The 21,473-nt window shown below is 71.0% G+C and carries 13 protein-coding genes; 7 read left to right on the top strand and 6 right to left on the bottom strand.

From position 1 onward, the window contains the following. Nucleotide 1 precedes the first annotated feature (1 nt). The 6 genes from WMF33_RS00270 (at nt 2) to WMF33_RS00295 (ending at nt 10,398) form a co-directional block, all read left to right on the top strand. Nucleotides 2-1,030 (top strand): DUF2169 family type VI secretion system accessory protein, encoded by a 1,029-nt coding sequence (locus WMF33_RS00270; RefSeq protein WP_437335244.1) that lies wholly within the window; start codon nt 2-4, stop codon nt 1,028-1,030. Then, complete coding sequence (locus tag WMF33_RS00275; protein WP_437335245.1) at nt 1,017-5,609, top strand: PAAR-like domain-containing protein; 4,593 nt, start codon at nt 1,017-1,019, stop codon at nt 5,607-5,609. The genes WMF33_RS00270 and WMF33_RS00275 overlap by 14 nt, the downstream gene beginning before the upstream one ends. Before the next feature lie 8 nt (nt 5,610-5,617). Next, nucleotides 5,618-5,932: a hypothetical protein gene (locus WMF33_RS00280; protein WP_437335246.1), complete on the top strand. Its 315-nt coding sequence runs from the start codon at nt 5,618-5,620 to the stop codon at nt 5,930-5,932. 400 nt (nt 5,933-6,332) lie between these two features. Then, nucleotides 6,333-7,403 (top strand): formylglycine-generating enzyme family protein, encoded by a 1,071-nt coding sequence (locus tag WMF33_RS00285; protein ID WP_437335247.1) that lies wholly within the window; start codon nt 6,333-6,335, stop codon nt 7,401-7,403. A gap of 220 nt (nt 7,404-7,623) precedes the next feature. After that, nucleotides 7,624-9,204: a protein kinase domain-containing protein gene (locus WMF33_RS00290; RefSeq protein ID WP_437335248.1), complete on the top strand. Its 1,581-nt coding sequence runs from the start codon at nt 7,624-7,626 to the stop codon at nt 9,202-9,204. A gap of 189 nt (nt 9,205-9,393) precedes the next feature. Continuing rightward, entirely contained in the window at nt 9,394-10,398 is a 1,005-nt protein-coding gene (locus WMF33_RS00295) for a hypothetical protein (RefSeq protein WP_437335249.1), read from the top strand. A 34-nt stretch (nt 10,399-10,432) separates the two neighbouring features. Here WMF33_RS00295 and fadJ read toward each other — a convergent pair whose 3' ends face one another. The 6 genes from fadJ to WMF33_RS00325 form a co-directional block, all read right to left on the bottom strand. Continuing rightward, a complete protein-coding gene (gene fadJ / locus WMF33_RS00300) occupies nt 10,433-12,661 on the bottom strand; it encodes a fatty acid oxidation complex subunit alpha FadJ (protein WP_437335250.1) in 2,229 nt (742 codons plus the stop codon). Further along, entirely contained in the window at nt 12,658-13,968 is a 1,311-nt protein-coding gene (gene fadI / locus WMF33_RS00305) for an acetyl-CoA C-acyltransferase FadI (protein ID WP_061625164.1), read from the bottom strand. The genes fadJ and fadI overlap by 4 nt, the downstream gene beginning before the upstream one ends. Before the next feature lie 418 nt (nt 13,969-14,386). Continuing rightward, nucleotides 14,387-16,330, bottom strand: coding sequence for a CBS domain-containing protein (locus WMF33_RS00310; protein ID WP_437335251.1), 1,944 nt, complete (start codon nt 16,328-16,330; stop codon nt 14,387-14,389). A 112-nt stretch (nt 16,331-16,442) separates the two neighbouring features. After that, nucleotides 16,443-17,336: a hypothetical protein gene (locus WMF33_RS00315; RefSeq protein WP_437335252.1), complete on the bottom strand. Its 894-nt coding sequence runs from the start codon at nt 17,334-17,336 to the stop codon at nt 16,443-16,445. 44 nt (nt 17,337-17,380) lie between these two features. Next, nucleotides 17,381-18,199: a hypothetical protein gene (locus WMF33_RS00320; protein ID WP_437335253.1), complete on the bottom strand. Its 819-nt coding sequence runs from the start codon at nt 18,197-18,199 to the stop codon at nt 17,381-17,383. A 168-nt stretch (nt 18,200-18,367) separates the two neighbouring features. Continuing rightward, nucleotides 18,368-20,068 (bottom strand): hypothetical protein, encoded by a 1,701-nt coding sequence (locus tag WMF33_RS00325; protein ID WP_437335254.1) that lies wholly within the window; start codon nt 20,066-20,068, stop codon nt 18,368-18,370. An 80-nt stretch (nt 20,069-20,148) separates the two neighbouring features. Here WMF33_RS00325 and WMF33_RS00330 point away from each other — a divergent pair, with 80 nt between their 5' ends. Then, a complete protein-coding gene (locus WMF33_RS00330; RefSeq protein WP_437335255.1) occupies nt 20,149-21,468 on the top strand; it encodes a hypothetical protein in 1,320 nt (439 codons plus the stop codon). The last annotated feature ends 5 nt before the right edge of the window (nt 21,469-21,473 follow it).

The raw sequence follows: 21,473 nt of genomic DNA on the forward strand, positions 1-21,473 counted from the left end.
CATGATCGTACGGAACTACACTCGTTTCTGGCCTTTTCTCTTCGACAGCGTCGATCCGCAGGGGCGCGAGTTCGGCGTGTTCGTGCTGCGCGGGGCGTTCCGCATCGTCCCTGGAGGCGTCGCGCAGCTCGATCCTGAGCAACCGGAGGTGTCCGGAGGGGACGTGTTCCACGGGGACGCGGGCTCGTCGAGCCTGCGCATGGAGGGCGATCTCGCGCCGTTCAAGCAGCGGAGCGACATCCACATCAACGCTACGGCGCACGCGCCGGGGGGCTGGCCCGCGCCGGCGTGGTTCGTCCGCGCGCGCGTCGGCAAGGTGGACAAGACGCTCCGCGTGACAGGACCGCGGCGCTGGGTGCGCGAAGGCGACGAGTACCGCCTCACCGACCCCGAGCCTTGCCGCGAGGTGCCCATCCGGTACGAGCACGCGTTCGGCGGGACCTTCCAGGACGCGTGGGGGGCCCGCCACGCGTTCGAGCAAAACCCCGTCGGGAAGGGCTATCTCCCCGAGGGGAAGACGCCGAGCGACGTCACGTTCGAGGCGCCGCAGATCGAGTCGCCCGACGACCCCGTCACCGAGCTCGGCCGGCCCCACAAGCCGGAGGGGCTCGGCCCGATCCCGGGCGTCTGGCTGCCGCGGCGCGGGTACGCCGGGACCTACGACGAGGCGTGGCAGGCGGAGCGCTGGCCGCACGCGCCGCTCGATTTCGATTACCGGTTCTACAACAGCGCTCATCCGGATCTCGTTTATCCGGGATATCTTCGCGGCAACGAGGAGATCGTCCTCGAGAACATGCACCCGGACGGGGCGCTCGAGCTCCGGCTCCCGGGGTACGAGCTCGGGTTGCTGGCGCTGCTCGAGACGGGCTCGCGCGCGGTGGTCCCGATGCTCCTCGACACGCTGATGATCGACGTGCCGGAGGGGCGCCTGTTCATGACGTGGCGCGGCGCGTACAGCAAGAGACGCAGGATTGAGGCGCTCGAGGCGTGCATGGCGGCGCCGGGAGGGACGACTCGTGGCCGAGAATGAAGGGCTCTGCAAGACGGGCAACGCGTGGGTCGTCTGCATCGAGCCGGATGTCTGCAAGACGCCCATCGGCGACGAGATGAAGCCGGTGCCGTACCAGATCCGCGCCTGCCTGGCCGCCGGCGTGGACGAGGCGACCACGGTGAGGCTCGGGACGTTCGACACCGCGACGATGGCGAGCCGGATCACCACCGTCCAGGGCGACGAGCCGGGGACGGGCGGCGGCGTCAAGAGCGGCGTGAACCTGGGGTACTGCCGGCCGGTCACGCACAGCACGACCGTCCACGCGGGAGGGGCCAACGTCACCTATCACACATCGCTGTACGCGATGAACTGTGCGGGCCCGGACGGGCCGGAGAACACGTTCGGCAAGGCAGTGTTCATGGCCCACGGGTTGGCACCTTATGCAGGGCCGCTCGTGGATCTTAACAAGATGCGCGAGGAGGCCGAGAAGAGCTGGTGGGAGAAGGCCTCGGACTGGGTCCACACCGGGCTCGATATCGTCGGCTTCATCCCGGGCCTCGGGGAGATCGCCGACGGGCTCAACGCGGCCATCTACCTCGCGGAAGGCGACTATCTGAACGCGGCCATCTCCGCGGCGGGGATGATCCCCTTCGGGGGCGCGGCGGCGACGGGGGGGAGGCTGGCCGCAAAGGCGGGCAAGGCCGTTGCGGAAGCGGTCGGCAAGGAGGGGGCGCAAGAGGCCGCGCAGCAGGTCGGGAAGCAGGGGGCGGAGCAGCTGGGGAAGCAGGGGGCGGAGCAGGCGGGGAAAGAGGGGGCGGAGAAGGCGGGGAAAGAGGGGGCGGAGAAGGCGGGGAAAGAGGGAGCGGAGAAGGCGGGGAAAGAGGGGGCGGAGAAGGCGGGGAAAGAGGGAGCGGAGAAGGCGGGGAAAGAGGGAGCGGAGAAGGCGGGGAAAGAGGGCGCCGAGAAGGCGGGGAAAGAGGGCGCCGAGAAGGCGGGGAAAGAGGGCGCCGAGAAGGCGGGCAAGAAGGGCGCTGACGACGCCGCCGGCGGAGGTGCGAAGAAGCCGAAGAAGAAGGGCAACAACGGGGTCGTGGTCAAAGGGACCCCCGGCAAGGGAAGCAAAGCGGGTGGCGGGAAAGGGCGCCCGAAGGGCCCAAAGAAACGCAAGAACCCGTCAAAGAAGCCGGCGCGCGACCAAAAGTGCGTAGGAGATCCCGTCGACGTGGCGACAGGCGAGGTCGTCAATCAGGCGACAGATATCTCGTTGCCCGGCATCATTCCGCTCGTCATCGAACGCCAATATGCTTCTTCGTGCTGTGGCGACCGCGACGCGGCGCTGGGGCCGGGATGGGCCCACAGTCTCGAGGAGTGGATCGAGGAGGGCGAGGAGACGCTCGACCTGCACGATGGCGAAGGTCGATGGCTCTATTTCGATAAGGTAGGCGCCGGCGAGGCAACGTTTCACCGCGGTGAGCGGCTCGAGCTCCGCGTCGGCCGCGACGGGAGCTATCGCGTTTACGACCTGGAAAGCCGCATCGCCCGCGTCTTCGCCGGCCCGGGGCGTAAGGCGCTGCTCCGCTCGATCGAGGACGCGAACGGTAACGCGATCACGCTCGAATACGACGATGAATTGCTCTCACGCGTGGTCGACACGACCGGGCGTGAGGTCCTCGTCAGGTGGGACCGCGGCCGGCTCGTGCGGCTCGACGTTTGCGTTGACGGACACATCGAACAATCAGTGGAGTACCGGTATTCGAAGGGCGGGAATCTATCCGCCGTTGTCGATGCGCTCGGGAACGCCGAGGAGTACGAGTATGACGGCGCGGATCAAATGATCGCCGTGCGGCGCAAGAGTGGCGCGCGATTTCAGTACGCTTATGACGATGAGACCGGGCGGTGCGTGCGGACGTGGGGACCCGACGGGCTGCACGAGGTGGAGCTCTACGCCGACGAGCGGACGCAGACGACGAGGGCGGAGAGCGAGGAGCCGAAGATCTATACATGGAACGACGAGGGGCTCGTCACGCGCGAGGAGACGACGACGGGCGTCGTCTTGGAGGAGCGGGAGTACGACGAGGATGGCTTCCTCGTCGAGGAGCGCGACGGCGCGGGGAACACGACGCGTTTCGAGCGCGATGAGCGCGGCAACCTCGTGCGGGTCGTGGATCCGGCAGGGAATGTGACGGCGTGGACTTACGAGGGGGATCTCCCCGTCCAGCGTACGGGGCCCGATGGCCTTGAGACGCGTTATACGCACGACGCGCGCGGGAAACTCATCGAGATCCAGTACCCGACGGGCGTGACGTACAAGCTATCGTACGACGGTCGAGGGCTCCTGTGCTCGATCGAGGGACCTGACGGGCCGGTCATGCGGTATGAATACGACGCCCGGCACAATGTGATCGCAGAGACGGACGCGCGCGGAGCGCGGACCACGTTCGAATACGACGCGCTCGGACGGCCCGTGTCGATGACGGACGCGCTCGGGAGGGTGACGCGGCTTGCTTACGATCGGCTAGGAAGGCCCATCGAGATCCATCGCCCAGATGGAACCGTCGCGCGGCAAGCCTACGACGCGCAGGGCAACGTCACACGCGTCACGGACGCCCTCGGACATGTGACGGCGATGGAGTACGCCGGCACGGGGGTGCTCACGCGTATAACGCAGTCAGATGGGCACACATGGTCGTTCCGGTACACGTCCATGGAGCGGCTCCGGGAGATCGAGAATTCGCGTGGAGAGGTGTATGCCTTCACGTACGATGTTGCAGCTCGCGTCGTAGAGGAGCTGACATTTGACGGGAGGACGCTGAAGTACGACTACTCGAAGGCCGGAAATCTGTCGCGCATCGACTATCCGGACGGGAGCTTCCGGGCGTTCAACCACGATCGGCTGGGCAATGTGGTGTTCGAGCAGTCGACGGACGGGATAACGACCTATTTGCGCGACGCGCTCGGGCGGCTGACCACGGCGGTCGTGGAGGAGGGGGAGCGCAAGATCGTCACGATGTTCGAGCGAGACAAGCTCGGGCGGATCGTGACAGAGTGGCAGGGAGACAAAGCGGTGCGGTTCGAGTACGACGCGCTCGGGCGGCGGGCCCAGCGGGTGCTGCCGAACGGCGCGACCACGACCTATGTGTACGATGCGCTGGATGCGCTCATCGCCGTGGAGCACGACGGCTACCGGATGGAGATCGAGCGCGACGTGCTCGGACGGGAGGTCTGGCGCGGTCGTCCGGATGAGCAGGTGTCGATCCAGAGCGGATACGACGCGATGGATCGGCTCATCGAGCAGAGAGTATCGGCGTCGGCCCCTGGGACGGAGATCGCCAAGAGCCTGGTCGAGCGGAAATGGAGCTACGACGCGCTCGGGCGCGTGACGCGGATCGAGGAGGGTCGATGGGGCGCGACCACGTACCGGTATGACCGGATCGACCAGCTCCTCGAAGCGCAGCGCGGCTCGCTGCGCGAGGTGTTCGCGTACGACGCGGCGGGCTCGCTGCAGAAGATGGTCGAAGGGCTCGGGGCGCAGGCGGCGTCGCCGGAGTGGGATATTGCGCCGGGGAACCTGCTGCGGCAGACGGGCAAATCCAAGTATACGTACGACAAGCGGGGGCGACGCATCGTCAAGCTCGACCTCGGGACGCGGACAGGGGGCGCTGAGGGGGCTGCGACCGAGTACACATGGGACTGCCGCGACCGGCTGCGCGAGGTGCGGCGGCCGGACGGGACGCAGGTGCGATTCTCCTACGACGCGTTCGGGCGGCGGGTGCGCAAGGAGGTCGTGCCAGCGGGAGCCGAGACAGCGGGCCGTGCGGTGGAGTTCGTCTGGGACGGGGATGCGCTGGCGGCGGACCTGGAGCGGACGCGAGGTGTACGCGTGTTCGTGAACGAGCCGGGGACGTTCGTGCCGCTGCTGCAAGCGGAGCAGGGGCAGGTGTTCGCGGTGGTGAACGACCACCTCGGGATGCCGAAGGAGCTCGTGAATCCGGACGGGCGGGTGGCCTGGTCGGCGGCGCACTCGGCGTGGGGGCGGGTGGTCGACGTCTGGAGAGATCCCGGGGCGCAGCACGCGCGGTCGGTGGAGAGCCCGTTCCGGCTGCTGGGGCAGTACGCGGACGAGGAAACCGGGTTGTGCTATACGCGATTCCGGTACTTCGACCCGGACGTGGGGCGGTGGTGTAGCCCGGATCCGCTGGGGATCCGCGGCGATCGAAATCTTCACCAGTATGGTATAGCGCCGACAGTAGGAATCGATCCGTGGGGCCTCAGATCTGAAAGCGGCAATGGAGGGAATAGAAGATCGTGTGGCAACGCAAGGCAAGAGGTGTCACGAGATGCCGCGGAGGATACGCTCGAAACGGGAAGGTGGAACCAGGGTAGCTTTGATTCCCCCGCTGACTCGCTCCGATGGCACTTCAACAAACACGGGGCTGAAGTCGGTGCGTCGACCGTGGATGCGTACTTGCGGAAAGCTGAAGGTTTCGCGACCAATCTCAGGCGTGCTCAAAGATCTACCGTCAGAGGAAGAATTGACGGCGTCGTTCGATACAAGAAGGATGGCAAGTATATCGACATGGCACCGGATGGGTCGATTATATCGTATGGTAAACAGTGAGAGGGGACATGGATTGGAGGAAGCTCAATCTTTATGGGGCCGGGTGTATTGCTCGAATCTGCGGCCTTTATGAGGTGACCGATACGCGAATTCCCGGGGCGAAGTTCAAGATCAAGGTCATGGAGCGAGATAGCGGTGACTTTATGGCTTGTCTTAACGTATGCCTGAAGGCGCCCGACGGCTCGCCTGACTGGATGGTGGGACTGGGTAGAACTGATTTGGAGGCGCTTGAAGACGCGCTGAAGCGGTTCACGCAAGATCTGTCCAGCCGTGAGAGGGTCGATGACGACGACTTCGAGTGGAGCGATCCCATCGACTTTTGACGGCCAAAATCTGCATCGAATCCAGGTTGCAACGTTCCCGCTCCTTGCCCACGAGGCGCGGGGATGTGAGGACGTCCGTCCGTGCCGGCGGCCACGCCAGTGGTTCACGCCGGGTAGAGAATCCGCAGCCTGACGAGGCGGCCGGGGTCCGGTGCGACAGGGCGCCGAGCGTGCCATCGCGTCGTCCACGATCCCCGCCGGACGCGACACCTCACGGGAGACGCGCGCCGGACCTCGGACGCGGCGCCGTGGCGACGGTGAGCCAGCCGCGCGCCTGCGGGAGTCGCCGCGGGGCCGGGGAGGCGCGCTGCGGCGCGCGTGACTGGCTGGCGCAGCGGGGCGGATTCCCGGCCACGCGGGGCGGTGGACAGCCTCCGCGCCAGGGCGGTAGAAAGAGGACATGACGAGAGGGAAGCTCGCGGCATGCGCAGGGGCGGCGTGGGCTGTCATGACCGGCGGGTGCGGGACGCTCGTGGGGCTGGACGACGGCTATTACCTGCACGAAGGAGCGGGCGGCGGGACCGGCACTGGAGCACCCAGCGGGAGCGGCCCTGGAGCATCCACCGGGACCGGTCCGGGAGGGGCTTGCAGCGGAGCGGCGTGCCCCGCTCCGCCGAGCTGCGCCGGGCTGGAGGAGACGTGCGGCCCCAGGGGCGACGAGAGCTGCTGCGCGACCCTGGAGGTGGCCGGCGGGAGCTTCAAGCGAGACAACGACGAGCGATATCCGGCGAGGGTGAGCGGGTTCGCGCTGGATCGGTTCGAGGTGACGGTGGGGCGGTTTCGCAAGTTCGTGGAGGCGTATCCCGGCAGCAAGCCAAAGGCGGGCGCGGGGAAGCACCCGCTCATCGACGGGAGCGGGTGGAACGATGGCTGGGACAACAGCTGGCTGCCCGCGAACGCGGCGGCGCTGAAGGAAGCGCTGAAGTGCGACTCGACCTTGTCGACATGGACGGACGTGCCCGAAGCGCACGAGCATCTACCGGTGAACTGCCTGAGCTGGTACCTGGCGTTCGCGTTCTGCGCGTGGGACGGGGGCCGGCTGCCCACGGAGGCGGAGTGGAACTACGCCGCGGCCGGCGGTGAACAGCAGCGAGAGTATCCGTGGTCGGAGCCCGGGGACACGACCATCGATGGGAGTTACGCGGCGTACGACTGCACCGGAGACGGGTCTCCGGCCAGCGACTGTGCGTTCACCGATATCCTGCCCGTCGGGTCCCGTCCGAAGGGCGACGGGCGATGGGGGCAGGCGGACCTGGCGGGGAACATGTGGGAGTGGGCCCTGGACTGGTACGCCGACTATCCCGAAGAAGAGTGCGAGGATTGCGCCAACATGGCCGCTGCCTCGGACCGGGTGGTCCGGGGCGGGGCGTTCGTCAACGATGCCTCGTACCTGCCTACTTCGTACCGCATCAAGGACGATCCGGCGGACAGAGAAAATGACGCCGGCGTCCGGTGTGCGAGAGACCTGTAGTGGAGAGCGGCGCCGCGGAGCTCCTCGACGAGCGCGATGCCGGCGCCCCGCCGTCCAGCCGCGCGATCGCCGCGCGCCGGGCCCCACATGCAGCGCGGCGGCGCGGCGCGGCGATGCGTGACGGCGGGCACCGAGGGAGACCGCCGTCGCGCTCGCTCGCGGCCGGCCGCCGGCTCCCTGGATCCTTGACGCCGCCAGCCCGGTAAGCGAGCCTCCCGCCGTGTCGGCCACACTCGCGGAGGGGACCGTCTTCGCGCGGCGCTATCGCGTGGTGCGCCTCATCGCTACCGGTGGAATGGGGAGCATCCACGAGGTGGTGCACCTGGAGACGGCGCGCCGCCGGGCCCTCAAGGCCATGCACCCGCACATCTTCGCCGACGAGGAGATGCGCGAGCGCTTCAAGCTCGAGGCCCGCATCGCGGCGGATGTCGAGAGTGAGTACATCGTCGACGTCTTCGACGCGGGCGTCGACGAGGCGACCGGGACGCCCTTCCTGGTCATGGAGCTGCTTCGCGGCGAGGAGCTCGGCCAGCGCCTGAAGCGCGTCGGCCGCCTGCCGCCCGCCGAGGTGATCACCTACCTCCACCAGACGGCGCTCGCGCTCGACCGCACCCACGCCGCGTCCATCGTGCATCGCGACCTCAAGCCCGCAAACATCTTCCTGTCGGAGCGGGAGGACGGCTCGGTCCGCGTGAAGCTCCTCGACTTCGGCATCGCGAAGCTCATCGCCGAGAGCACGGCCGCGGCCGGCGCCACGCGCAACCTCGGCACGCCGATCTACATGGCGCCCGAGCAGTTCCAGGTCGGCGCGAGGCTCACGGGGGCCGCGGATATCTATGCTCTGGGCATGATCGCCTATACGCTGCTCGTGGGGGTACCGTACTGGAGGCAAGAGGCGAGGAGCGCCGGCGACATGGTCGCGTTCGCGCTGCTGGCCGTCCGTGGTCCCCAGGAGCCGCCGGTGCAGCGCGCGCGCGCGCAAGGTGTGATGTTGCCGCCGGGCTTCGATGCGTGGTTTGCGCGGGCCACTGCCGTCGTGCCGGCGGCGCGGTTCGGCCGGGCGGTGGAGGCGGTGCAGGCCCTGGGCGAGGTGCTCGGCGTTCCGGTGGGCGGCGAACGGTGGTCGATCTCCGGGACGCCGTCCCGGCCCGGGATGGTCGCCGCCGTCACGGCGATGACCCCGGCGCACGAGGCGGCGGAGCCGGCGACGATCCCGGACCCGGAGCGCGACTCGCGCTCCCACGGGCTGACGCTCGCGAGGACCCAGACCGAGGCGGCGGTGTCGGCGGGGCCGACAAGGGCGGTGAGGCCGATGCGAGGGCCGATCGCCGCCGGACTGGCGGTGCTCGGGCTCGGGGTCCTCGGCGCCGCGAGCTGGCTCATGCTGGGCGCTCGCGGCGGAGGCGGTCCGGAGGCGACGGCTCCGGACCCTGTTTCCGAGGCGTCGGCAGCGCCCGGGCCGACCGCGGCAGCGCCCGGATTAACCGCGGCAGCGCCCGCGACAGCGCCCGAGCCCAGCGCCGCGCCGCTCGGGCCCAGCGCCGCGCCGCTCGGGCCCAGCGCCGCGCCGCCCGAGCCCAGCGCCGCGCCGCCGGGGCCCAGCGACGCAGCGGTGCCTGCGACCTCGGCGCCGGCCTCCTCGGCCCCCGCCGCGGCCTCCCGCCGCCCGAGCGCACATCCGCCGGCGCCTACCAGCACGTCTGCGCCCTCGAGGTCCAAGGCGCCTTCGGCGTCGTCCGCCAACAAGAAGCCGCCGCCGCGCGAGCCCGCCTCGACCCCCGACCTGTATGGGCGGCATTGATCTGGCGCTCCGCCGCGCCGCCGCCGCGCCGCCCGCGCGCGCCGTGACCGGCCTGATGCGCCCCGGCGAGGCTCACTCGAGGGGTGACGTTTCATCTCGCCTGCCTGCCCTCCGGCCATCATGCTCCGCGTCGCTCGTCCCCCACAGGGGCCCGTGTCCCGAGCTCCCTTGCCCGCTGAGCGCCAGATCATGACTCGTTGGTTCCGCCGGCCCACGCAGCTCCTCGCCGCCCTCGGCCTGGTCTCGCTCTCCGCGCCCGCCGCGGCCCAGGACATCGCGGCCGCCGAGGCGCTCTTCGACCGAGGGCTCGCCGACATGAAGGCAGGTCGCTACGAGACGGGCTGCAAGGCCCTCGCCGAGAGCGAGCGCCTCGACCCTCAGCCGGGCACGCTCTTCACGCTGGCCTCCTGCGAGGCGAGGTGGGGCCGGGTCGCCACCGCGGCGGCGCGCTTCAAGGACTACATGGCGCTGTTCGATCGGATGACGCGGGCCGAGAAGGCCCGGCAAGGCAGGCGACCGCAGGTCGCGGCCCAGGAGATCGACGCGCTGTCTCGGCGTGTCCCGCGGCTCGCGCTCTCCCTGCCGCCGGGCGCGCCGGCCGGAACGGTCGTGCGGCGCGACGGCCACGAGCTGGGCGACGCCTCGCTCGGCGTCGCGTTGCCGGTGGATCCAGGAGAGCACCGGATAGCGATCGAGATGCCGGGAGGGGCTGTCCAGGAACAGCGCATCACGATCGCCGAAGGCGAGTCGAAGGAGCTGGTGCTGGACATCAAGAAAGGAGCGCCGCCGCCGACCTCCGGCGCGCCGGAGGCCCCGGCGGGCCGTCGCACGGCGGCCTACGTCGCGGGCGGGGTCGGCGTCGCGGGGCTCGCGCTCGGCGGGATCGTGGGCGCGCTCGTGCTCGGCAAGAAGGGCGTCATCGACCGGCACTGCGGCAGCGCCATCCAGGCCAGCGACCCGAAGGCCTGCGATGCCACGGGGCTCGACGCCGCGAACAGCGCGAACGCCATGGCCGTGGTGAGCACCCTCGGCTTCGGGGTGGGGCTGGCCGGGCTCGGAGCGGCGGCGGTGCTGCTGTGGACCGAACCGACGCCGGCCGGCGCGGCGACCGGCGCGCGCCCGAGGTGGGTCAGCGCGGGGGTGCTGGAGGCGGGGCCGGCGGGCGCGGTCCTCGGCGCGCGAGGCAGCTTTTGAGTCAGGCCGCCGCCCGCCGCCGCGCCCCGGCGCGTCAGTCGTAGAAGCGCTTGCCCGTCCTCGCCGCCTCGACGAGGGCCGGGGCGGGCGTCCAGCGCTTGCCGAAGCGGCGCTCGTAGATCTCGATGCGGCGGAGCACCTCCGCGGGGCCGAGGGCGTCGACGTAGCGGAACGGACCGCCGCGGAAGGGCGGGAAACCGAGGCCGAAGATGGCGCCGATGTCGCCGTCGCGCGGGCTCCGCAGGACGCCCTCGCCGAGGCAATGCAGCGCCTCGTTCACGAGCTGGAGCGAGCACCGCATCTGGATCTCCTCGACCGCCACGGGCGGCTTGTCCTTCGCCTTCGGCACCGGCAGCCCGAGCACGGCGTACACGCTCTCGTCCGGGTGCTTCCCCTTGCCCTTCTTCTTCGCCGCCGCGCCGTACAGGTACATCCCGCGCTCGTTCTTGCGGCCCTTGCGGTCGTCGGAGACGAGCTTGGCCATCGTGGGCGGCGGGGACATGCGATCGCCGAACGCCTCGATCATGATCGGGCCGATGTGCGCCGCCACGTCGATGCCCACCTCGTCGAGCAGCGCCAGCGGGCCCACCGGCCAGCCCCACGCGACGAGCGCCCGGTCGACCTGCTCGATCGACACCCCCTCGGCCAGGAGCCAGCTCGCCTCGTTCATGTACGGCCCGAGGATCCGGCTCGTGTAGAAGCCGACTCCATCGTTCACCACGATCACCGTCTTGCCCTGCCGCTTGCCGACCGCCACCGCCGTCGCGACCACCTCGGGAGACGTCGCCTCCGTCCGGATGACCTCGAGCAACGGCATCTTGTGCACCGGGCTGAAGTAATGCATCCCGACCACGTTCTCCGGACGCCTCGACGCGGCCGCGATCCGGGAGATCGGGATCGACGACGTGTTCGACGCGAAGATCACGCCGTCCTTGCCGTTCGCCTCGACGTCCCGCACGACCGCGTGCTTCACCGCGAGGTCCTCGAACACCGCCTCGATCACGAGGTCGGCGCTCTTCAGGCCCGAGCTGTCCGTCGTCGTCGTGAGCAGCGCGAGCTTCTGGTCCCGCTCGAGCGGCGTGAGCTGCTTCTTCTTCACCCGGTCGCCGAGGATGTCGGTCACGTACTTGAGCCCGCGGCCGAGCGACGCGTCGTCGCGATCCCGGAGGCGCACGGCGATGCCGGCGTTCAGGCTCACGTAGGCGATGCCCGCGCCCATCAGGCCGGCGCCGACCATCGCGATCTTCTCGACCTTCCTCGGCTGCACCGACGGGTCGTCGACGCCGGTGTCCTTCTTCATCGCGTTCGTCGCGAAGAAGAGCTCCATCAGCCGGTGCGCCGTGCTCGACACGACGAGCTCGCCGAACGCCCGCGCCTCGACCTCCCTCGACGCGTCGAACCCCCGCTCCGCGTAGGTCCGCAGCACCTCGATGATCCGCTCGGGCGCCGGATAGTGCCCGCCGGTCTTCTCGCGCGTCTGCTTCTGGGCCTGCTGGAAGAGCAAGGCCCGGCCGATCGGGTTCTGCTCGAGGGCGGCCCGGGTGAGCGCGGCGGCGTCGAGCTTCGGCCCCTTCTTGCCGGCGCGCGCCGGCCGGAACGGCGGGCCGGCCGCAGCGAGCTGCAGCGCGAGCGCCGCGGCCGTCTCCTTCAGGATGGGCGCGGGGACCACGTCGTCGGCGACGCCGAGCTGCCGCGCCTTGGAGGGGCGCATGTTCTTGCCGGTGAGGCCGTGGTCGAGCGCCGCCTGCAGGCCGGCGCGCTCCGCGAGCCGCTGCAGCCCGTTGATCCCGGGGAGCAGGCCGAGCTGCACCTCGGGCAGGCCGAGCACCGTCTTCTTGTCGTCGCTCAGCACCCGGGCGTGGCAGGCGAGCGCCACCTCGAGGCCGCCGCCGAGCGCGGCGCCGTGGATCGCGGCCACGATCGGCTTGGGCGAGCGGACGATCCGCAGGACCGCCTCGTGGCCGGCCCGGCACATCGCCTCGGCCTGGGCCGCCGTGGTGACGCTCTTCAGCATGTCGATGTCGGCGCCCGCGATCCAGGTGTCGGCCTTGCCGGACACGAGGATCGCGGCCTTGATGAGCGGGTTGCTCGCGATCTGGCCCATGATCCGCTCGAAATCGCCGGCGAACGTGGGCTTCAGCGTGTTGACCGCCTCGCCCGGGACGTCGTACGTGACGACGGCGACGCCGTCGGGGCGCACTTCGAGGGAGACGGGGCTCTTGGCCGCGGGGGACTGCGTCGCGGCGCTCTCGGTCGTCGTCATGCTGCCTCCAGGACCACGGCGGCGCCGAGGCCGCCCGCGGCGCAGACGGTGAGGAGCGCGTGCTGGCCGCCGCGCTTCTTGAGCTCGCGGAGCGTGGAGAGCACCATGCGCCCCCCCGTGGCCGCGAACGGGTGGCCGAGCGCGATCGAGCCGCCGTTCACGTTGAGCTTCTCGGGGTCGACCTCGCCGACGGCGGCGGACCGGCCGAGCTTGTCCGCGGCGAACGACGGCGACGCGAGCGCCTTCAGGTTCGACGCGACCTGCGCGGCGAAGGCCTCGTGCATGTCCACGAGGTCCATGCGATCCAGCGAGAGGCCGGCGCGATCGAGCGCCCGCGGCGCGGCGAGCACCGGGGCCATGAGGAGCTGCCAGCCCGGGTCGACCGCCGCGTAGGCCCACGACTTCACGTACCCGAGCGGCTGGTAGCCGAGCGCCTTGGCCTTGCTCTCGCGCATCAGGAGCAGGGCGCTCGCGCCGTCGGTGAGCGGCGAGGCGTTGCCCGCGGTGATGGTGCCGTGGCGGCGATCGAACGCGGGCGACAGCTTGGCGTAGGCCTCGAGGGTCGAGTCGTCCCGGACCACGTTGTCGCGCTCGACCGGCTTGTCGTACGGCGGGGGGATCACGTGCATGACCTCGGCCGCATACGTGCCGTCGCGCCAGGCGCGCGCGGCGTTCGTGTGTGAGCGGTGGGCGATGGCGTCCTGCTCGGCGCGCGAGATGCCGTTCTGCTTCGCCATCTTCTCGGCGGCCTCGCCCATCTGCTCGCCCGTGGTCGGCTCGCGCGAGAAGCCCGGGATCGGGGGCACGATGTCCTTCAGCGAGAGGCGGGAGAGGATCTCCAGCCGGGCGCCGAGCGTCTTGGCCTTCTGGAGGTCGGTCAGCGCGGAGGCGAGCTTGCGGGAGACGCCGAGCGGCACGTCGCTCATGCTGTCGGCGCCGCCGACGACGGCGACGTCGTGCTGGCCGGCGAGCATCGCCTCGGCGGCGCTCGTCATGGCCTGGAGCGACGTGGCGCAGGCGCGCGAGACGCTGAAGGCGTCGATGTCCTTGGGCATGCCCGTGCGCAGCACCACCTCGCGCGCGACGTTGAGCCAGTCGAGCGTCGGCACCACCTGGCCGTAGACGACGAGCGTGACGTCGCGCGGGCTCACCTCGCTCCTCTGGAGGAGCTCCTTGACCACCGTGGCGGCCAGATCGACGGTGCGCATCGCCTTGAGCGCCGTCCCCGCCTTGGTGAACGGCGTGCGCAGCCCGGCAACGACCGCCACCCGGTCCTTGCCGCCCTTCCCATTCTTGCCTGAAGCCATGTCGACTCCTCTGCTGCCGGAGGGTCCGCCGCGGGCCCGCCCCGCGCGCCCCGCGCAGCCCCCCCGGATCCCGGCTCGCCGGTTGGAGGGATCCCTTAGGTGCGCTAACGCGGCGTGTCAACCTCGCTCGGTGGAGGCGAGGCGGAGCGCGCGCTCGGCGAGGCGAGGAGGGTGGAAGATCGGCGAAGCGGCCCTGAATGCTAGTTGGGCCCACACGGGATCTTCCCGATAGCGTGGTTGGCTATGGGGCGACGGATTCGGTTCGTTAACGCCGAGAAATTGAACCACAGAGGGCACAGAGGAAGAGAGAAGAGAGAGCTCAGAATCTTTTCTTCATCCCTCTGTGCCCTCTGTGGTTCCAATCTCTTCATTCTCGGGTGGTTCAAGCTGAACGGTGCTCTAGCTGCGCCACGCCCGCTCACCCCTCGCGCAGGAACGCCTCGAGCAAGGTCGCCGACACGTCGAGGAGGTCGCGCTCCGTCACGATGCCCACGAGCCGCTCGCCCGCCACCACGGGCAGGCAGCCGACGCGCTGCTCGCGCATGATCCGCATCGCCTCCAAGGTCGGCGTCTCCGGCGTGATCGTCACGGGATCGGCGTGCATGACGGACGCGACCGTGGGCGGCGCGGACCCGTTCGACGCCGCGGCGCCGCGGGCGACGAGCCGGAGCAGCGCGCGGTGCGAGACGACGCCGACCAGCCGGCCCCGCTCGTCCTCGACCGGCACGTGGCGCACGTGCCGCCAGTCCATCACGCTCGCGGCGAAGTCGACGATGTCGGTGGGCCGCACCGTGAAGAGATCGGTCGACATGAACTGGCCCACGGTCCGGTAGCTGTCGCGCAGCAGATCCAGGTCCGCCTCGAGCGCCGCGGGCTCCCAGGTGTGCACCGGGCGGCCAGCCCCGCCGCTCCCGGACTCCTCCTGCTGGCGGGCGAGCATCGCGGCCGAGAGCGCGCGGCACTGCAGCTCCGGGGTGCCCTGCCCGGCCATCGCCGCGAGCGAGCCGAGCGCCCACTGGGCGCCGGTCTGGCCGCGGCGCACGCGCTCCTCGACGACGCCGAGGTAGCGGTCGATGTCGGCGGCGTCGATGCCCGCGGCCGCGAGGCCCTCCCGGGCCGCCGGGAGGAGCTCCGTGAGGATGAGCTCCGGCGCGGGGAGGCTCCGCCCCCCGGTCCACGCGAGCTGCGCCTTGAGGCCGTGGCGGGCCGCCGCGAAGAAGTTCGCCTTGGCGTCCTCGAACGGCATCTCCAGGTCGATGCGCGGGTGCCGCTCGGCGAGGCCGGACATGAGGCCGAAGAAGAAGGCGGCGTTCGCGACCTCGTCGAGGAGGGTGGGCCCCGCGGGCAGCGCGCGGCTCTCGATGCGCAGGTGCGCGACGCCGTCCGCGACGCCGTAGCAGGGGCGGTTCCAGCGGTAGACGGTGCCGTTGTGGACGCGCAAGGCCCGGAGATCCGGCGCCTCGCCGCGCGCGAGCGCCGCGAGCGGCGGCTCGCCGGTCTCGGCGGTCATGATCACGCGGAAGCGCGCGATGTCCTCGCGGAAGATCTCGAGCGCGCCCTCGCGCACCCAGCCGTCGCCGAAGTGGACGCGGGGCTTGTGCTGCCGGCCCTCGCGGTCGCTCGGGCGGGTGTCGACCGAGGTCTCAAACAGGGCGATCCGCGTCTCGTGCCAGAGCCGCTGCCCGAGGAGCAACGGCGAGTTGACCGCGGCGGCGAGGACCGGCGCGGTCACCGCCTGCGCCAGGTTGTAGAGCGGCGCGAACTCCCGCGCCCCGACCTGGAGGTGGACCTGGAAGCTCGTGTTGCACGACTCGAGCAGGATGTTGTCGTGGGTCATCTCGAGCTCGTCGAGCCCGTGGATCGACACGCGGAAGTCGCCCTGGCGCAGCTCCCGGAGCGCGCGGTTGAGCTCGTGGTAGCGCGGCACCGGCGTGAGGCTCTCCAGCCGGAGATCGCCGGCGCGCAGCGTGGGGAGGATGCCCGCGAGCAGCACGTCGGCGCCGACGGCGCGCGCGGCCTCGGCGGCCCGGCCGACGACGTCGGCGAGCTCGGCCTCGAGGCGCCGCAGGCAGCCGCCGCCGAACGGCAGGGGGGTGAGGTTCGCCTCGAGGTTGAAGCGGGCGAGCTCGGTCGTGAGCCGGCCGTCGGCGGCCCGCTCGAGCACCTCCAGCGCGACCGGCGCGGGCCGGAGCGCGCGGTCGACCAGGAACATCTCCTGCTCGGCGCCGATCCGGCGCACGCCCGACTCGATGCGATCCTCCTCGAGGAGGCGCTCGAGCGCCGCGACGTCGTCGAGCAGCGCCCGCATGAAGGCCTGGAGCTGCTCCTCGTTCGCCCGCTCGGAGACGTGATGCTCGCCCATCGTGATCCACCCGCCCTTTCGCCCGGTCCGCTCCCGCTCCGAAGCCTACGACGGGCGGCGGCGCGCGCGGAGCATTCCCGCGGCGCGCCGGCGGACGTCACGCCGGTGGACGTCAGAACCTGTGGCCGACCGCGAGCCGCAGCGTGGCGACCTTGTCCTCGGCGAGGCCGAACCCGAGCGGCGCGTCGAGCGCCACGAGCAGCCCCGCCCGGCCGTAGAAGCCGGGCTCTGCCGGCGTGTAGCCGACGAACGGCTCCAGCGCGAGCTGCGCCAGGTCCTCGTGCGCGAGCGTCAGCGCGGCCTGGAGCCGGAGCCCGCCGCCGAAGGCGCCCTTGCCGCGCAGCTCGAGCTCGCTCCCCTGCTCGAGCACGAGGTCGACGTCGCCCCCGCCGGTCGGGAAGGCGACCATCACCGCGGTGTCGGCGCGGTAGACGAGCCGCGTGGCGATCTCGGCCTCGACGCCGCCGCGGGCCCGCAGGGGGAAGTGCTCGGGGATGAGCCGGTGCAGATCGGCGTAGGCGCGCGCCGGCAGGGTCGCCTGCAGCGCGGCGCGCGCGTCCGCGTTGGGATCGGTGATGACCGGGATCGAGAGCGCGCCGCCGCCGAAGACGGCGAGCTTCTTGGACATCGTACGCGCGTAGTGGGCGCCGACCGTGGGGTTGCCGAAGAGGAAGCTGCCGGCGCTGCTGCTCTCGTCGACGTCGAGCCGCGACGACCGGAACGTGGCGGAGACGCTGCCGTAGGCGAGCGGGAGCTCCGCATCGAGGAGGAGCCGCTTGCGCCACGCCAGCTGGCCGACGAGGGCGAAGCTCAGGCCGAACGTGCTCACCTCGGACTCGACGTCGGCCATCGACCATCCGGCCGACTTGCTCAGGACGTCGAGCTCGAGCGCCGCGCGGGAGCCCTGGGACTTGATCCAGCTGGGATTCTCCGCCGATGCGGCGGTCCGGGCCGCGAGGGCGAGGGAGAGGAGGACGGCGGCGGAGAGCAGCGGTTTCGCGTTCAAGCGGTCCCAGCTGCGATGACTAACACGGTCCGGCTCGCCCGTGATCACCGAACGGCGCGCTCGGCGCCCGCGGCCTCCTCGTCCTCGTCCTCGTCGTCGCTGTCGTCCTCGTCGTCCTCGTCGTCCGCCTCGCTGTCGTCCTCGTCCTCGTCGTCCGCCTCGCTGTCCTCGAAGAGGAGCGAGGGGGCGCCGCCGGCGCCGTGCTCCGCGAAGATCGCGTCGGCGGCCACCACGAGCTCCTGAAGGCGCTCCGCGTCCACAGGGCCGTACACGGCGATCGCCATGGCGCGGTCCTGCACGAACAGCCACGCGTCGGGGAAGTCGCGCAGGGCGTCGCGGACGCGCGCCGAGAGCCACCGGCCGATCGACTTCGCCTCCGGCCCCTCGACCAGGAACTGCTCCATGAAATCCGGGTCCTTCTTGAACTGGACGCCGGTGTTGGGGGCGCGCCTGCCGTCGATGATCGGCAGCGGGCACACGGTGAGCCGGGGCGCTGGCTTGCCCAGCTTCGCGACCACCACCTGGTATTCGCTGCCGTTCTTCGCGTCCGGCCCGGCGACCGCGACGTAGGCGAGCTTCGGGACGAGCTCGTAGCGGGAGACGACCGCGCCGCCGCCCGCGTCGTCGAGCATCCGCTCGAGGCTGCCCGGCATCGAGCGCACCGGGCGAGGGCCGTCGATGTCGGCGACCGTCTTCCGGGAGTCGCGCTGCGCCCCGGACCGGCGCGAGGCCGCCTTCGGGGTCATCAGCACGCGCCAGCGCACGAGCTCGGCGTCGCGCCGCGCCTCGTGCCGGCCGCGCAAGCCGGTCAGGTACCAGACGACGAGCAACGCGAGGGGACCTACGTACCAGAGCCAGGGCATGGGGCGGCGATGCTAGCAAACCTCGCGGAGCCGCGGTGGGGTTGCGCGCATCCGAGGTAGGGGGGCGCGCGTCCGCGGTGGGGATGCGCGCATCCGAGGTGGGGCTGCGCGCATCCGAGGTGGGGGGACGGGCCTTCCGCAGGGACGCGCGCCCGCGGGCGGCGGCGCTCAGGGCGCGGCGGCCGCGGGCGGCGGCGCGTCGTCCCGCCGCTCGAAGATGCACCAGTAGCCGTTCTTGCTGTGGCGGATCATCCCGGCCACCTCGTAGATGCCGCGGAAGCGCCGGTCCTTGCGGAGCTTCTCCTGCGCCGGGAACGGGAGCTTGTCGCACGTGTCGGCGCCGCCGACGAACACGAAGTACCGCGGCGACTTGTCGAACACGCGCTGCACGTAGCCGGGGCCCGTCTTGCGCGTGTAGCCGCCCGGGAGCTTGGAGATCACCGGATCGACGAGGCCGAGGAGGTCGAGCACCGGATAGTCGGTCGCGTACCCGATGTACCCGATGTCGCCCACCGCGACCTCGCCGGGCTTGTTGTGCTCCTGGAACCACGCGGCCGTGCCGCCGGCGGCGGTGTCCCAGAACCGCTTGTCGTCGTCGAGGATCCGGAACTGGGCGCGATCGAGCTTGTGCGCCCGGAAGACGCCCAGCGCGACGATGCAGCCGACGGCGAGCGCGCCGGCGCCCGCGGCGAGGGCGATCGCGCGGCCATCGCGCGACGCCGCGGCGCGGGCCGAGAGCGCGGTGAGCAGCGGCTCGAGCAGCGAGCGGGCGCCGAGGCCGGCGAGGAGGAAGCAGAACGGCTCGAACGGGCTCATGAAGCGGTAGAACGGCATCCAGTCGCCGCCGACGAGGAGCACGTAGCCGCCCACCGCGAGCGCCAGGGCCGCGACGCACAGCGCGTCGCGGTGGCGCGCGACGATCGCCACGCAGAGGCCGAAGAGCGCGAGCAGGAGCACCGGCGAGGTGTGCGCCGCGTACTCCGCGAGGTAGCGCTGCCCGCCGGCGAGCTGGTCGGTGAGGCTCCCGGTCTTGGCGCTCAGCGTGTTCGGCAGCCACGTGCCGTAGTAGCTGTGCCGCCAGAACATGTGGCACGCGATCGGCGCGGCGAAGACGACCCCGCGGAGGAGGTTCTGCCGCCCGAAGAAGCGCAGGCCGAGGAACAGCATGGGGATGCCGAGGAACATCGGCGCTTCGGGGCGCGTCAGGCCGGCCAGCCCGAAGACGAGGCCCGAGTACGGGAAGCCCGTCCCCCGGTCGCGCTCGCGGAACATCATCTCCGTGCCGGCGAGGACGAGCAGGACGAAGAGCGGCGTCTCCAGGCCGAAGACGGCATATCCGCTCTGCACGATCGAGGTCGCGAACAGCCACGTGGCGATGCACGGGATCGCGCCGTGCGGGCGCAGCCGCGCCGAGAGGAGGTAGATCGCGCCGAGCGAGCCGCAGGCGGCGAGGCCGCCGAGCACCTTGGCGACGACGTCGGGGTCGAGGCCGACCTTGATGAAGGCCGCGAGCAGCACCGTCCAGAGGAAGTTCGTGTACCCCTCGATGCGCTCGCCGGCGTTGTAGACGAGCCCGAGGCCGCGGGCGAAGTTGCGCGCGTAGCGGTAGGAGATGTACGCGTCGTCGATCGTGAACGAGCGCACCCGCACCATGTTCGCGACGAGCACGATCGCCGGCAGCACGAGGCCGAGCGCGAGGTGCAATCGACCGGAGAGCGGCGCGCCGCGCAACCAGTCGCGCAAGCCCCGGGCAGGCGGCGCGTCGTGCTCGCCTTCGGCCGCGTCGTCCACCTCGCCGCCGGCGTCGCCGCCCGCCGCCGCGTCCCCGACGCGCCCGCGCACCTCTTCGTCCAGTTCCAGGGAAGCCATGTGATGCGTCTCCCTAGCATGGATGGTCCATGAACGGGTCGTTTCTTGGTCGGGCCGGTCATCCCAGCTATGCTCGAAACATGCGTGCAGTCATTGTCGCTCTTGCCGCCTCCTCCGCGCTTTCCCTCGCGCCGCCCGCGCTGGCCGCGCGGGACGTGCCGTGCGCCTTCTATGGAATCGACCCGGGGGCGCCCGTCGACGCAGGGAGGGTGATCCTCGACGAGGAGCGGGCAGAGCAGCTGGCGCGCGCGGGCGCCGGCGCCGTGCGCGTCGAGTTCCTGCTCGACGGCGCCGAGGCGTGGGACGAGGACAAGCTCGACGAGTACGAGGCCATCATCGACGCCGTGCGCGGCGCCGGCCTCGAGCCGCTCGGGCTGCTGTCCCACCGCACGCTCGCAGAAGGACAGGCACGCTGGAACGACGACCCGGACGGGGACGGCAACAACGCCTATGTGGAGGCGTTCGCCGCGACGGCAGAAGCGCTGATGACGAGGTTCGCCGGGGACGTCGTGCGCTGGGAGATCTGGAGTCAGCCGAACTGCTTCGAAGACCCCGATTACGCGCTCGATCCCGAGAACGCCGGCTGCACCTACATCCTGCCGCGCGTGCTCGCGCAGATCCTCGCCCAGATCCGCATCCGCAACGAGGCGCTCTTCAACGTGGGCGAGCTGTCGCTGATCGCGGGCGGCCTGCTCGCCTCGGACGACGCCGCGGCGCCGTTCTCGGGGGTCGACTACCTGCGCGAGCTCTACGAGCAGCCCGTGCTGGAGGAGCTCGCGCTGCGCTACGGCGAGCGGACCCCGTGGTCGTACCTCGGCCATCAGCTGTTCGTGAGCCAGTTCAGCGAGGTCGACCCGGTGGCGTTCGGCGGCACCCTCGACGAGGTGCGCGAGCTCGCCGAGCAGGCGGGGGACGAGAGCCCGTTCTTCGTGAGCGGGATGGCGTGGTCGTCGGCGCTCGTGGGCGAGGAGCTCCAGGCGGCGAACCTGACCACCTCGCTCGAGCTGCTCGCGCAGCGGGACGACGTCGCCGGCGTGGTCTGGGCGAGCTTCCAGGACGCGCCGGGCGCCGAGCGGCTCTACGGCCTGGTCGACGAGGCCGGCGCCGCCAAGGTCGCGTTCGCCGCGCTCCGCGACGAGGCCGCGGGCTGCGAGCCCGAGCAAGGCGGGGGGACCGGGAGCGGCGGGGACGGAAGCGGCTCGAGCAGCGGCGGCGTGAGCGGCGTCCCGTTGCCCGGCACGAGCGGCCAGGGAGGGCGGCCGATCGACGGAAAGCGGCGCGAGAGCTCCTGCAGCTATGCCGCCGGCGCGCCCCAGGGCCGCGGCGCGCTGCCGGCTGTGGGCTGGCTCGCGTTCCTCGCGGGATTGGCGATCGCGGCGCGTTCCCGCCGCGTCATCTGAAGTCA

The organism is Sorangium sp. So ce394 (assembly GCF_051474665.1).
Classification (GTDB): domain Bacteria; phylum Myxococcota_A; class Polyangia; order Polyangiales; family Polyangiaceae; genus Sorangium; species Sorangium cellulosum_D.

Bases quoted from the DNA above. Each gene is read 5' to 3' on its own strand.
- WMF33_RS00270 (WP_437335244.1), top strand. From the start codon at position 2: ATGATCGTACGGAACTACACTCGTTTCTGGCCTTTTCTCTTCGACAGC.
- WMF33_RS00280 (WP_437335246.1), top strand. From the start codon at position 5,618: ATGGATTGGAGGAAGCTCAATCTTTATGGGGCCGGGTGTATTGCTCGA.
- WMF33_RS00285 (WP_437335247.1), top strand. From the start codon at position 6,333: ATGACGAGAGGGAAGCTCGCGGCATGCGCAGGGGCGGCGTGGGCTGTC.
- WMF33_RS00295 (WP_437335249.1), top strand. From the start codon at position 9,394: ATGACTCGTTGGTTCCGCCGGCCCACGCAGCTCCTCGCCGCCCTCGGC.
- fadJ (WP_437335250.1), bottom strand. From the start codon at position 12,661: ATGACGACGACCGAGAGCGCCGCGACGCAGTCCCCCGCGGCCAAGAGC.
- fadI (WP_061625164.1), bottom strand. From the start codon at position 13,968: ATGGCTTCAGGCAAGAATGGGAAGGGCGGCAAGGACCGGGTGGCGGTC.
- WMF33_RS00310 (WP_437335251.1), bottom strand. From the start codon at position 16,330: ATGGGCGAGCATCACGTCTCCGAGCGGGCGAACGAGGAGCAGCTCCAG.
- WMF33_RS00320 (WP_437335253.1), bottom strand. From the start codon at position 18,199: ATGCCCTGGCTCTGGTACGTAGGTCCCCTCGCGTTGCTCGTCGTCTGG.
- WMF33_RS00325 (WP_437335254.1), bottom strand. From the start codon at position 20,068: ATGGCTTCCCTGGAACTGGACGAAGAGGTGCGCGGGCGCGTCGGGGAC.
- WMF33_RS00330 (WP_437335255.1), top strand. From the start codon at position 20,149: ATGCGTGCAGTCATTGTCGCTCTTGCCGCCTCCTCCGCGCTTTCCCTC.